Annotated in this window: 13 protein-coding genes; 2 read left to right on the forward strand and 11 right to left on the reverse strand. The window is 59.3% G+C overall.

Annotated elements, in window-relative coordinates; all coding sequences use genetic code 11:
- Positions 1-23 precede the first annotated feature (23 nt).
- From QFW87_RS14075 to QFW87_RS14115, 9 genes are all read right to left on the reverse strand, one after another.
- On the reverse strand, positions 24-281 hold the full coding sequence (locus QFW87_RS14075) for a hypothetical protein (protein WP_283184345.1): 258 nt from the start codon (positions 279-281) through the stop codon (positions 24-26).
- Positions 278-490 (reverse strand): hypothetical protein, encoded by a 213-nt coding sequence (locus QFW87_RS14080; protein WP_283190814.1) that lies wholly within the window; start codon positions 488-490, stop codon positions 278-280. The genes QFW87_RS14075 and QFW87_RS14080 overlap by 4 nt, the downstream gene beginning before the upstream one ends.
- Before the next feature lie 115 nt (positions 491-605).
- Positions 606-731 (reverse strand): hypothetical protein, encoded by a 126-nt coding sequence (locus QFW87_RS14085; protein ID WP_255141673.1) that lies wholly within the window; start codon positions 729-731, stop codon positions 606-608.
- A 208-nt stretch (positions 732-939) separates the two neighbouring features.
- Positions 940-1119, reverse strand: coding sequence for a hypothetical protein (locus tag QFW87_RS14090; RefSeq protein WP_008030101.1), 180 nt, complete (start codon positions 1117-1119; stop codon positions 940-942).
- A gap of 155 nt (positions 1120-1274) precedes the next feature.
- On the reverse strand, positions 1275-2444 hold the full coding sequence (locus QFW87_RS14095; RefSeq protein ID WP_283190918.1) for a lactonase family protein: 1170 nt from the start codon (positions 2442-2444) through the stop codon (positions 1275-1277).
- Complete coding sequence (locus tag QFW87_RS14100) at positions 2437-2733, reverse strand: DUF5629 family protein (RefSeq protein WP_283184343.1); 297 nt, start codon at positions 2731-2733, stop codon at positions 2437-2439. Before QFW87_RS14100 ends, QFW87_RS14095 begins: the two co-directional genes overlap by 8 nt.
- Before the next feature lie 201 nt (positions 2734-2934).
- Positions 2935-4515: an aldehyde dehydrogenase (NADP(+)) gene (locus tag QFW87_RS14105; RefSeq protein ID WP_283190815.1), complete on the reverse strand. Its 1581-nt coding sequence runs from the start codon at positions 4513-4515 to the stop codon at positions 2935-2937.
- A 10-nt stretch (positions 4516-4525) separates the two neighbouring features.
- On the reverse strand, positions 4526-5518 hold the full coding sequence (araD1, locus tag QFW87_RS14110; RefSeq protein WP_283190816.1) for an AraD1 family protein: 993 nt from the start codon (positions 5516-5518) through the stop codon (positions 4526-4528).
- Between the two features lie 157 nt (positions 5519-5675).
- Positions 5676-6998: an MFS transporter gene (locus QFW87_RS14115; protein ID WP_283190817.1), complete on the reverse strand. Its 1323-nt coding sequence runs from the start codon at positions 6996-6998 to the stop codon at positions 5676-5678.
- Between the two features lie 193 nt (positions 6999-7191).
- Here QFW87_RS14115 and QFW87_RS14120 point away from each other — a divergent pair, with 193 nt between their 5' ends.
- Complete coding sequence (locus tag QFW87_RS14120) at positions 7192-8928, forward strand: IlvD/Edd family dehydratase (protein WP_283190818.1); 1737 nt, start codon at positions 7192-7194, stop codon at positions 8926-8928.
- 120 nt (positions 8929-9048) lie between these two features.
- Positions 9049-9768 carry a FadR/GntR family transcriptional regulator gene (locus tag QFW87_RS14125; protein ID WP_046049561.1) on the forward strand — a complete coding sequence of 240 codons (720 nt, stop codon included), beginning with the start codon at positions 9049-9051 and terminating at the stop codon, positions 9766-9768.
- A 70-nt stretch (positions 9769-9838) separates the two neighbouring features.
- On the opposite strand, the gene QFW87_RS14130 is transcribed toward QFW87_RS14125, so the two are convergent.
- Entirely contained in the window at positions 9839-12223 is a 2385-nt protein-coding gene (locus QFW87_RS14130; RefSeq protein WP_283184338.1) for an RND family transporter, read from the reverse strand.
- A gap of 28 nt (positions 12224-12251) precedes the next feature.
- Positions 12252-13325: a YCF48-related protein gene (locus tag QFW87_RS14135; protein WP_283184337.1), complete on the reverse strand. Its 1074-nt coding sequence runs from the start codon at positions 13323-13325 to the stop codon at positions 12252-12254.
- Positions 13326-13525 lie beyond the last annotated feature (200 nt).

Consider the following 13525-nt stretch of genomic DNA (forward strand, 5'->3'; position numbering starts at 1 on the left):
CGGTCCATTGTGGCTGCTGGCATTCACGCCAACACTGCACACATCTCCAACGCCGAGCAATCCACGTGGAACGGCCCGAAAAAACTGCCCTGGCGTTTGATCGGTGGGTTGCCGGCCAGCAGCCCCAGGGCCTTCGCGGTTTCAATGTTGCGAGCAAGGTTGTGATTCGCTTCGATAGTCCGCGCCACCGACCCCGCCGAGCCCTGTCCGATCCCCAACAAGGAAGATCCATTGGTCATGAACGCCAGGAAGGCGATGACCCAAAGTCTGTGCCCTTTCATTCCCCGGCGACTCCTGCGAGTTCAGCCTGATCGACCATCGCGCTGTGCGAACGGTGTTCAAACTGGATACGGGGATGAGTGACTTGAATCGGCGCTTCAAGAGGTTGGCGCGTTTGAGGCGAGAGGCTGACAACCAGCACCAGGACTACGTAAAGACCGATAGTCAGGTAGGCGCCGTGTTTGGCAGAAGTGATGATTGCGCTGGCCATGATGTTCTCCGCAGGCATGTTTCGATGCCCAGAGAATCGATCAAAAAAGCGGTGATAACCACTCAGGGTTATCCATAGTGACCATCAACTTCGTTGATCATTAAGCCAGTCCATTTCAGTCTTCAATAAAACTCATCAAGCGCTCGCGGGCCGCATCCGGCTCGTCTGGAACGGGCTGGGCAGCCGAAAGAATGGGGGTGGAATAGAGAAACAGAAGAACCACGGCCAGACGCATTGCCATGCTGTCGATCCTTATCAGGAGAAGGAGTCAAAAAATCAGCGTCAAATTTAAACTTATGGCCATGTGATATCAAGCAATACATTGATAGCAATATGATGCTGTCGTAAACGCGTTATGCAGGAGCGACATCACTCAGGTCTCTCGAAGCGTTTCAGCTCGATCGGCGCAAGTGACTTCGCTCCTGCATAAAAGGTGCAGGGTTCAAATTTCAGGCTTGGGTCTTGTGATCCAGAGCCGCGTAAAAGTTTGCGCTCTGTTGCAGGTATTTCTGGGTGTAGCTTTGGGCGTGGGATTTTTTGTCGCTGATTTCAACGTTGGCGCTGGCTGGCAACGCAACGGTGGCAGAGATAGCGGAAGCGGCGATTACGGAGAAGAGATTGAAATTCATGGCGGTGTTCCTCGGATTCAGTTGGCTTGCTTGCCCGGTGGGGCCGTGAAGCAAACTTAACCTTCGAGGTTGGCGCCTTGAAATCTTTTGTAGCATTAGCAGATATCAGCGTCATTAATAGAAGGATGCAGGCCCCATCAACCGGGGCCTGCGGCCTATTGACGCACCAGGAACTTGAGGTCGCTCGGGGCATTCATCGGCAGTTTTTGCACGGTTTTACCCAGCAGGCCTGTCTTTGAATCGCGTTCGACGACGACAATCTGGTTACTTTTCTGGTTAGCGATCAACAAGAACTTGCCACTCGGATCGAGGCTGAACTCGCGCGGATGATCACCTTCAACGGAACGGCGCTGCAGCTCCTTGAGGTGCCCGCTCGCAGGATCGATGGAAAACACCAGCAGCTGATTGGCGGTGCCACGGTTGCTGACGTAGAGGAACTTGCCATCGCGCGATGCGTGAAGCGCAGCGGCTGCCTTGTCCGAAACGGGCTGCCCCGTCGCCAACTCGACCATCTGCGTTTGCTTGAGTTGGCCGTCCTTGTAATCGAACACCGCAACCTGCGCACTCATTTCCATGGTCAGCCACGCGTGCTTGCCATCGGCGCTGAACAGCAGATGACGCGGGCCGCTGCCGGGTGGCAACTGGACGGACGCCGGTGTAGCGGCGGTCAAGGGCAGTTCCGGGTTGACCTTCGGGTCGAAGCGGTAGGCAAAGATCTGGTCAGCGCCCAAGTCATTGGAGAACACATACTTGCCGTCCGGCGACGAAACCGTTGAATGCACGTGCGCCGACATCTGCCGCTCGGGATTGACCCGGCTTGATGGATGGCTGCTCATTTGCACCACGGGTTTGAGCTTGCCATCGGCGCCCACCGGCAATACTGCCAGCGTGCCACCCGGATCTTCAGCCACCGAATAGTTGCTGACAAACAAGTGGCTGGCTTCAAAGCCGAGGCTCGAATGAGTCGGCTCGTTGCCCAGACTCTGCACCTGATTGATCAGGCTCAGTTCATGGGTCTTTGGATCGATCGCATAACTGCTGACGCGCCCTACCGGATCGGTCTGTCCCGGGCCGTTTTCGTTGACCACGAACAGCTGACGCTGGTCCTTGGACAGGGTCAGCCAGGATGGGTTTTCGCTCTTGATCACTTGCAGTGGTTTGGCGTCGATCTGCCCAGTGGCGGCGTCGAAGTTCAGGCGATAAATCCCCTGGCTCTGACCAGCTGTGTAGGAACCGACCAGCAACTGATAGTCCTCGGCCGAGGCAACCTGAAAACCCATCGCGCCGACGCTACCGGCCATCAACAGTGGCCAGAGCTTACGCATCCTCATTCACTTCTTCCTCGTCGTCATCACCGCGGAACGCGGTCATGCACACCAACCGGTGCTCACCGGAACTGCCGGTGATCAGCCAGCTTTGCAGGGTTGGATCGAAGGTCGCGGCCTCGACTTCGGCCGGGGTGAACTCCCAGTGCTTGGACACACGACCATCCAAGCATTCGATGTGCAGATTATCGTCTTCATCGAGGGAGAATTCGAAGGCGTGCAGCCCGTCGATTTCCACCATATCGCAGTGTTCGAGGGTGGCGAGCAAGGTGTCGGTTGCGGCAGTCATGGCAGTCAATCTTTGAATGGGAAAGACGCAATGATAGCTCAATGTGGCAGCGGTCCCGCGCCCGGCACAAAACTCACTAACGACAAAGAACAAATGTGGGAGCGAGCCTGCTCGCGAAGGCGATGTATCAGTCAAAATGATGTCGACTGACACTCCGTCTTCGCGAGCAGGCTCGCTCCCACAGGGGATTGCGGTTTGCTGTTAGAGGGCGTCTCGGGATGGCTGGCCGTCCACTAATCGCTGAATACGCAACGGATTGCCATTCTTCAAGGCATCCGGCAGCAGGCTGTCGGGGTAGTTCTGGAAACACACCGGGCGCAGGAAACGGTCGATGGCCAAGGTGCCCACCGACGTGCCGCGCGCATCGGAAGTTGCCGGATACGGACCGCCGTGGACCATCGAATCGCAGACTTCCACGCCAGTCGGATAGCCGTTGAGCAGGATCCGTCCGACCTTCTGTTCCAGCAACGGCGTCAGCTCAGCGAACTGCTCGAAGTCTGCCGGCTCGCCAATGATCGTCGCCGTCAGCTGCCCGTGCAGGCCGTTCAATGCGGCGCTGAATTGCGCCTGATCGGCGACTTCGACAAACACCGTGGTCGGGCCGAACACCTCTTCCTGCAGCACTTCATCGCCATTAATCAACAGGCTGACATCGGCCTTGAACAGTTGCGGCCGGGCCTGATTACCCTGCTGTGGCTGACCGGCCAGTTGTTCGATTCCCGGATGAGCGAGGAGTTTTTGCAGGCCTTGGCCATAGCTGCTCAAGGTCCCGGCATTGAGCATCGTTTGCGCCGGCTGATCGCCGATCAGGCTCGCCACCTGTTGCACGAACGCGCTGAACTGCGGCGAACGAATACCGATCACCAAACCGGGATTGGTGCAGAACTGACCGCAGCCCTGAACCACCGAAGCGGTCAGGTCGCGGGCGACCGATTCGGCGCGAACTTGCAGCGCCTGTGGCAACACGATCACCGGGTTGATGCTCGACATCTCGGCGAACACCGGGATCGGTTGTGGACGCGCGGCAGCCATGTCGCACAACGCACGACCGCCCTTCAACGAACCGGTAAAGCCTACCGCCTGAATCGCCGGATGCTTGACCAGCGCTTCGCCGACCCCACCGCCGTAGATCATGTTGAACACGCCAGCCGGCATCCCGGTTTTTTCTGCGGCGCGGATGATCGCGTCGGCCACCCGTTCGGCTGTGGCCATGTGACCGCTGTGGGCCTTGAACACCACCGGGCAACCGGCGGCCAACGCCGACGCGGTGTCGCCGCCAGCCGTAGAGAACGCCAACGGAAAGTTACTGGCACCAAACACGGCGACCGGCCCGAGGCCGATGCGGTACTGACGCAAGTCCGGACGCGGCAACGGTTTGCGCTCGGGCAATGCCCGATCGATCCGCGCACCGTAGTAATCACCGCGACGCAGCACCTTGGCGAACAGGCGCATCTGACCGCTGGTGCGACCGCGCTCGCCTTGAATCCGTGCCGCTGGCAGCGCGGTTTCGCGGCAGACCAGCGCAACAAAGTCATCGCCCAGCGCGTCCAGTTCATCGGCTATCGCATCGAGAAATTGCGCCCGACGTTCGGCGCTCAGGCTGCGATAGGTTGGGTAAGCCGCGGCGGCAGCCTTGGCGGCGGCATCGACTTCTTCAAGGGTGGCCTGGTGGAAACTGTAAGGCAGGTTTTCGCCCGTATTGGCGTCAACGCTTTTGACGATGATTTCGCCGGCAGCGCTGCGCTGACCGCCGATGTAGTTGTGACCAAGAATCTGGGTCATGCCTATCTCCTTAAAGGGTGCCAACGGTGCCAGGCTCGAACGCTGCTTCAACCGGTGCAATCCCGTTGATCAACGGTGCACCGAACTCGGCCTGACTGATCTCGAACACGTCACCCGGCTGGGTGCGAATGCCGTCGGCAAAGGACAGGGTCGCAGTGCCGAAGAAGTGAATGTGCACATCGCCCGGACGGAGGAACTGGCTGTACTTGAAATGGTGGTACTCGAGGTTTTCCAGGCTGTGGCACATGTTGGCCTCACCACTGAGAAACTCGTTCTGCCACAGCACTTCACCGTGACGCAGGATGCGGCTGGTGCCTGCCAGGTGCTCCGGCAGTTCACCGACCCGAAGTTCCGGGCCATAACTGCAACTGCGCAGTTTGGAATGGGCCAGGTAGAGGTAATTTTTGCGTTCCATTACGTGATCGGAGAACTCATTGCCCACGGCAAAACCGAGTCGATACGGTTTGCCGTCGTGGCCGATGACGTAGAGCCCGCTGAGCTCCGGCTCCTCCCCCGCGTCTTCGGCGAACGGTGGCAGCGGGAACGGTTGGCCCGGACGCACGACGATGCTGCCGTCGCCCTTGTAGAACCATTCCGGTTGTACGCCGGCCTGCCCCGCCGTCGGTTTGCCGCCCTCCACGCCCCATTTGAAGATGCGCATGGTGTCGGTCATCGCGGCTTCGTCGCCGACTTGCTGATGCATCTTGTCCCGTGCCGACGCGCTACCTAAATGGGTCAGGCCCGTACCGCTGACCAGCATGTGTGCCGGGTCCGGGTGATCCAGCGGTGGCAGGATGCGCAGTTTGGCCAACAGCTCTGCATAGTCATGGCTGATGCCCAGGCCCAGGTTTCTCACCTGTTGCTCAAGATTGACGCCCGCCTCGATCGCCGCCAACGCCAGGTCGCGAACCGTGCGCGCGTCCTGCACTTCGCGCACCAGACCGTCTTCGACCACGCCCACCCGGCGCTCGCCGTTACTCAATTCGAACTGAACTAAACGCATGATTTTCTCCTTTGAACAAACTCGAAAACGCCACAAACCCAATGTGGGAGCGAGCCTGCTCGCGATGAGGCCATTCAGTCCGACATCAATGTTGAATATCAGGCCATCATCGCGAGCAGGCTCGCTCCCATAGTTGATTAGGTGTTAATCCTCAGATTCAGGTACGGGTAGCGCCCCGGGCGCTGGCAGCGAACTGGTCGGCCGGCAGTACGTGCTTGCGTTCCAGCAGGCGATAGACCACACCGGTCAACACCAGCCCGAACACCATCACACCCGAAAGGAAATACAGGCCCGAAGCCAGGTTGCCGGTGTATTCCTTGAGCGCGCCGATCACGAACGGACCGATGTAGCCGCCGAGGTTGCCCACCGAGTTGATCAAGGCGATCCCGGCCGCCGCACTGGCGCCGGCAAAGAATCGGCCCGGCAAGGTCCAGAACACCGCGGTGCAGGAAAACAGCGCGAAGGCCACCAGGCACAACGCCGCCAGTTGCAGCACCGGCACCGTTAGCCACGCGCTGAGGAACAGGCCGATGGCACCCAACACGTAAAGCACCGCCAAGTGACCGTAGCGATCATTCAAGCGGTCGGAACTTCGCGGAATGATCAGCAACCCGATGATCCCGAAGATGTACGGCACCGACGACACGAAACCGGTCACCAGATCCGTGCCACCGAACTGCTTGATCAGGGTCGGCAGCCACAAACCCAGGCCGTAGATGCTCAGGGTCACCGGCAGATAGAACAGCGCCAGCAGCAACACACGTTTGTCCTTAAGGGCGTGCAAGGGATTGCCGTGGCGGGTCTGACCGTATTCCTCAAGGTCCTTTTTCAGTTCGCCGGTCAGCCAGTCCTTTTCGGCCTGGTCCATCCACTTCACCTGTTTCGGACCGTCCGGTAGCCAACGCAGCACTGGCCAGGTCAACAGGATCGCCGGGGCGCCGATGACGATGAACAGCCACTGCCAGCCATGCAGGCCAAGAATGCCGTCCATGCCGAGCAGACCGCCGGACACCGGGCCGGTGATCAACATGGCGATGGGTTGGGAAAGGATGAATAGCCCGAGGATCTTGCCGCGATGGCGCACCGGGAACCACTGGGTGATGTAGTAGAGAACGCCCGGGAAGAACCCGGCTTCCGCCGCACCGAGCAGAAAGCGCATCACATAGAAACTGTGCGCCCCCTGGACGAAGGCCATGCCGATGGTGATGGCGCCCCAGGTGATCATGATTCGCGCGAACCAGCGCCGCGCGCCAAAGCGTTCGAGCATCAGGTTGCTGGGGATTTCCAGCAGGAAATAGCCAATGAAAAACAGCCCTGCACCCAGCCCGTAAGCGGCGTCACCGATGCCGAGGTCGGCGCCCATGTGCAATTTGGCGAAGCCTACGGCGGAACGATCCACATAGGCGATCAGGTACAGCAGGATCAGGAAGGGAATCAGTTTCAGCGTGATGCGACGAATAAGCCGCAGTTCCTGGCTCATGAGATCGGTCTCCGATTGTTGTTGTTATAGAACCTCGGGAGACGCCTCTCGCGGAAAACCGCCAGGGCAATCCCTCCGTTGAAACGGACTATATAGTAATACTATTTACGCAACAACACTTCCAAACAGCCGAATTTGCGCTTATGTTACGCCTCATCCCGAACAATATAGTCATACAATAAGAGAACCGATTATGTCTGATAAGAAACCCACCCTGCGCTCCGCCCAATGGTTTGGCACTGCCGACAAGAACGGCTTCATGTACCGCAGCTGGATGAAGAATCAGGGCATCGCCGACCACCAGTTCCACGGCAAGCCGATCATCGGCATCTGCAACACCTGGTCGGAACTGACCCCGTGCAACGCGCATTTCCGCCAGATTGCGGAGCACGTCAAACGTGGGGTGATCGAGGCTGGGGGCTTTCCCGTGGAATTCCCGGTGTTCTCCAACGGCGAGTCGAACCTGCGTCCGACCGCCATGCTCACTCGCAACCTGGCGAGCATGGACGTCGAAGAAGCGATTCGCGGCAACCCGATTGACGGTGTTGTGCTGCTGACCGGCTGCGACAAAACCACCCCGGCGTTGTTGATGGGTGCGGCCAGTTGCGACGTGCCGACCATTGTCGTCACCGGCGGGCCGATGCTCAACGGTAAGCACAAGGGCCAGGATATCGGCTCGGGCACCGTGGTCTGGCAGCTCAGTGAACAGGTGAAAGCCGGCACGATTACCATCGACGATTTCCTTGCGGCCGAGGGTGGCATGTCCCGCTCGGCCGGTACCTGCAACACAATGGGCACCGCGTCGACCATGGCCTGCATGGCTGAAGCACTGGGCACTTCCCTACCCCACAACGCAGCGATTCCAGCGGTCGATGCGCGTCGTTATGTGCTGGCGCACATGTCCGGCATGCGCGCGGTGGAGATGGTTCGCGAAGATTTGAAGCTGTCGAAAATCCTCACCAAAGAAGCCTTCGAAAACGCCATTCGGGTGAACGCCGCCATCGGTGGTTCGACCAATGCCGTGATCCATTTGAAAGCCATTGCCGGGCGCATCGGTGTCGAGCTGGATCTGGATGACTGGACCCGCATCGGTCGCGGCATGCCGACCATCGTCGACCTGCAACCGTCCGGGCGTTTCCTGATGGAAGAGTTCTACTACGCCGGTGGCCTGCCAGCGGTGCTGCGTCGTCTGGGTGAAGCTAACCTGATTCCGAATCCGAACGCCCTGACCGTCAACGGCAAGACCCTCGGCGAGAACACTAAAGACGCACCGATCTATGGCCAGGACGAAGTGATCCGCACCCTCGACAACCCGATCCGTGCCGACGGCGGCATCTGTGTTTTGCGCGGCAACCTGGCGCCACTCGGTGCAGTGCTCAAGCCTTCAGCCGCCAGCGCCGAACTGATGCAACATCGCGGGCGTGCGGTGGTGTTCGAGAACTTCGACATGTACAAGGCGCGGATCAACGATCCGGAGCTGGAGGTGGATGCCAACTCGATTCTGGTGATGAAAAACTGCGGTCCGAAGGGTTATCCGGGCATGGCCGAAGTCGGCAACATGGGCTTGCCGGCCAAGTTGCTGGCCCAAGGCGTGACGGACATGGTGCGCATTTCCGATGCGCGCATGAGCGGCACGGCGTACGGCACTGTCGTTCTGCACGTAGCCCCGGAAGCGGCCGCTGGCGGACCTTTGGCGACGGTGAAGGAAGGTGACTGGATCGAACTCGACTGCGCCAACGGTCGTCTGCACCTGGACATTCCCGACGCCGAACTGGCGGCGCGCATGGCTGATCTGCAGCCACCGCAGCAGTTGATCGTGGGTGGCTATCGTCAGCTGTACATTGATCATGTCCTGCAGGCGGATCAGGGTTGCGATTTCGACTTCCTGGTCGGCTGCCGCGGTTCTGAAGTTCCCCGCCACTCTCACTGATCACCCATGCTCCTACAGATGAATTTCATCTGATTCAGGACTGTGCTTGCTCTGGCGACCGTCCTCGCCGCGCCTGTTATCATGCGCGGCACCCCATCGCCCAGGATCGCGCCGTTCCCCATGGATTACCGCAAACCCTCCGACCGCAAAAGCATGCACTCGCGCATCGTCCAGGAACTGGGCATGCAGATCGTTTCCGGACGCTTCAAGCCGTGTGACAAACTGCCCGCCGAAGCGCTGTTGTGCGAGGAGTACGCGGTCAGCCGTCCAGTCCTGCGCGAAGCCACCCGGGTATTGGTCGCCAAGGGTCTGGTGTATTCCCGTCCGCGGGTGGGCACGGTGGTCAAGCAGCGCAAGGAATGGCACATGCTCGATCCGGATGTGCTGCATTGGCTGATGCAAAGCAGCCCGCAAAATGAATTCTTCGATTTGCTGACCAGCGTACGCAGCATCATTGAGCCCGCAGCGGCCGCCCTCGCGGCGCAGTTCGCCACGGACGCTGACATCGCCTCCATCGGTGAAGCCTACCAACGCATGGAAGCGGCGCCGACGCCGGAAGCGCTGCTGCAACCGGATCTGGATTTCCATAGCCGGATTGCCGATGCAACACACAACGACTTGCTGGCGAACCTGTGCAACATGCTGTCGGTGGCGATTGCCGAAGCCTTGAAGCATTCCAACCAGCGACCGAATCTGCATGAACTGGCATTGCCCCGGCACAAGGCAATTCTGACGGCTATCGAGAATCGTGATGCGTTGGGTGCGCGGCATGCGACGCTGGTGCAGTTGGATGATGCGCGTAGTGCGTTGAATGCGGTGCTGGGTACCGATTTGTCATAGAGCAAAGTCAAAAGGTCTTCGAATAAAAAAGCCGCAACCATGGTTGCGGCTTTTCTATTTCAGCCTGGGCTCAGTGAGCGAACAACGAGTTGCCCTTCTGCCCCGCCAGTTTCTCCGGTTTGATCAGGAACCGTGCCAGCGCTGGCAACAGCCACAGTGCGCCAAACATGTTCCAGAGCAACATGAAGGTCAGCATCAGGCCCATGTCGGCCTGGAACTTGATGGCCGAGAAGATCCAGGTGCACACGCCGATCGCCAGGCACAGGCCGGTGAACAGCACGGCTTTACCGGTGGACTTCAGCGTCTGGTAGTACGCCTCTTGCAACGGCAGACCAGCACGGAGGAAGCTTTCCAAGCGGCTGTAGATGTAGATCCCGTAGTCCACGCCAATCCCCACCCCGAGCGCCACGACAGGCAAGGTCGCGACTTTCACGCCGATGCCCATGAAGGCCATCAGGGCGTTACCGAGTACCGAGGTCAGGACCAGCGGCAGGACGATGCACAACGTCGCCGCCCAGGAACGGAAGGTGATCATGCACATGGTCGCCACGCAGATGTACACCAGGATCAGGATGGTCAGCTCGGATTCCTTGATCACCTCGTTGGTGGCGGCCTCGATCCCGGCGTTACCGGCGGCGAGGATGAATTCCAGACCTTCCTTGTTGTTCTCCTTGGCGAAGTCCTGCACCGCATGCACGGCACGATCCAGCGTGGCGGCCTTGTGGTCGTTGAGGAACACCAGCACCGGCGCCAGGGAGCAACTGTTGTTGTACAGGCCGTCAGCCCGGGCGATCGAGTTGTTCAGCACGTCCGGGTTACGCGACAGGGTTTCCCATTTCAGGTTGCCTTCGTTCATGCCCTTGATCATCTGCTTGGACACGGTCACCAGCGAGATTGCCGACTGCACGCCCTCGGTGTTCTGCATCTTCCACATCAGCTCGTCGATCGGCGCCATGGCTTCGTAGCGCGAGCAGCCTTCGGACTTGGTCTTGACCATCACCACCAACACGTCGGAACTGGTGGAGTAGTTGCTGATGATGAAGTTGTTGTCCTTGTTGTAACGCGAGTCTGGACGCAGCTCTGGAGCGCCCTGATCCAGGTCGCCGATTTTCAGGTTCTGGCTGTACCAGAGGCCGCCACCAAAGGCCAGCAAGGCCAGCGCGATGGACACCGGCGCGACTTTCGGGCTGGCAAAATTCGACAGCAGGCGCCAGAACGGGTGTTCGCGGTGCGCGTCTTTCTTGCTGCGTTCGACGGCGCGTTTACTGATGCCGACGTAGGAAATCGCCACCGGCAGCAGGATCAGGTTGGTGAACACGATCACCGCCACGCCGATAGACGCGCCGATGGCCAGTTCACGAATCACGCCGATGTCGATGATCAGCAGCGTGATGAAACCCACCGCATCCGCGAGGATCGCAATCATCCCCGGCAGGAACAGCTGACGGAACGTGCGCCGCGCCGCGGTCAAGGCGTTGTCTGCCTCACTGGACTGCAAGGCGATACCGTTGATCTTTTGCACGCCGTGGGAAATACCAATGGCGAAGATCAGGAACGGCACCAGCATCGAGTAGGGATCGAGCCCGAAACCAAAGAAGTGCATCAAGCCCAGCTGCCAGACCACCGCCACCAGCGTCGTACTCAACACCGCCACGGTGCTGCGCATGCAGTTGGTGAACCAGTAGAGCAGGATCAACGTGATGATGAAGGCGACGCCGAAGAACATCACCACCATGACCAGCCCATCGATCAGGTCGCCGACTTTCTTGGCGAAACCGACGATGTGGATCTGCACGTTGGGGTTCTGGGCTTCGAATTTGTTACGGATCTTGTCTTCGAGTTCGTGAGAGAACTTGCGATAGTCCAGCGCCAGCAACTTGCCTTGGTCCTGCGGGTCCGGGTAGGACTCCAGCAGCGGGATATCGACAATGCTCGAATTGAAGTCGTTGGCCACCAGACGCCCGACCTGACCAGACTTGAGCACGTTGTTGCGCAACAGGTCGAGGCTTTGCTGGGAACCGTTGTAGCTCTGCGGAATAACTTCACCACCGGCGAAGCCCTCCTCTGTCACTTCGGTCCAGCGTACGCTCGGGCTCCACAGCGACTTGAGGCCGGAACGGTCGACGCCGGAGATGTAGAACACCTCGTCGTTGATCTGACGCAGCGTCTCCATGTACTCCTTGGAGAAAATGTCGCCGTCGGTGGCTTCGACGGAAATCCGCACCGTGTTACCCAGGTTCGCCAGATCGTTGCGGTGCTCCATCATCTTTTGAATGAACGGATGTTCGAGCGGGATCATTTTTTCGAAACTGGTGGACGGCCGGATCAGCGTCGCCTGCCAGAACAGGAAAATACTCACCAGCAGGCAGATGGTGATCACTGCCGGGCGGTTGTTGAAAATCAGGCGTTCAAGAAACGTCGCCTTGTCTTGATGATGACTGCTCAAGGATGTCATAGACCCGCCTTCTTATTATTTGCCCGGCTCATTTGGACGACCCGTTTTTTCCATTCTCTGCGCCGGCGCCGGTTGGCGAAGTGACGCGAACGCCACCCTGTCCTGCCAGAATCAGATTGCCGTTCCCCGCTGCGGTGACTGCCGAAACGGAAATGCGATCCGGACGATTGAACACGCTGAAGGTTTCGCCGTTGTCGTTGCTGCGGATCACCGAGCCACCGTTGCCGACGATCACGATGGAACCGTCGTCGAGCAGCGTCGCGCCGGACAGACCGAATTCCAGCGCACCGCGAGCGGCCTTGAGCTCAACCGGCTCCCAGGTCGTACCGAAATCGGTGGAGCGAAACAGATTGCCCCGCAGCCCGTAGGCCAGCAGCGTATTGGCTTGAGCGGTGCCGATCACGCCAAACAATGAGCCCTCATAGGGACCTTCAAGCTTCTCCCAGGTCTGGCCCCAGTCGGCGGAGCGGAACATGCTGCCCTGCTCGCCGACGATGAACAGCCCGGAATCCTTCACCGCGGCGATGGCGTTGAGGTGGTACTGGTCTTCGTTGTCCAGACGATCGCTGGCGTCTTCCCAATTTTTGCCGCCGTCGGTGGTGGCCAGCAACGCGCCGTAAGCGCCCACGGCAAAGCCGCTATTGACGTCCTGGAACCAGACGTCGAGCAGCGGCGATTCGCGTTTCAGATCTTCGAATTGCTTGGTCCAGGTGACGCCGCCGTCCTCGCTCGCGAGGATCTGCGCGTCATGGCCGACGGCCCAACCGTGTTTGTCGTCGACGAAAAACACCGAGGTCAGCAGTTGCCGCGTCGGCACCTTGGCTTGGGTCCAGGTCGCGCCCTGGTCATCTGAATACAAAATGTGCCCGCGATCACCGACCGCCACCAGACGCTTGCCGGCGTGCACGACGTCGAGCATCAGACTCTTGCTGGCTTTGGCAGATTCAACGGAATAGACAATGTCGGATGCTGGCGCAGCAGCGGCCAGCACAGGTGCCGACAGCACGGCACAGCCCAACAGCGAGAGCGCTGTAGCCAGCAACGCGAATTTGCGTAATGCCGGCGGGCGGCAGATACCCACACCCATGACAGGCTCACTCATAGACCTTCCCCCATTATTATTGTTAGGCCGTTCAACCTTTCAGGGCGCCGCAAGGGCTTCTTTGGGATTGCCTTTTCTGGAGCATAGTCCTGAAATACGCAATCTAGAGCCCCTTCGGAAGCTGGCTTATCCTATCGGGGTTTGGAAAGGTCTGACAATCGGCGCCACGTTATGTTTTGTTAACTGGGGAGATAACGGGC

The sequence above is a fragment of the Pseudomonas sp. PMCC200344 genome, assembly GCF_030053095.1.
Classification (GTDB): domain Bacteria; phylum Pseudomonadota; class Gammaproteobacteria; order Pseudomonadales; family Pseudomonadaceae; genus Aquipseudomonas; species Aquipseudomonas svalbardensis.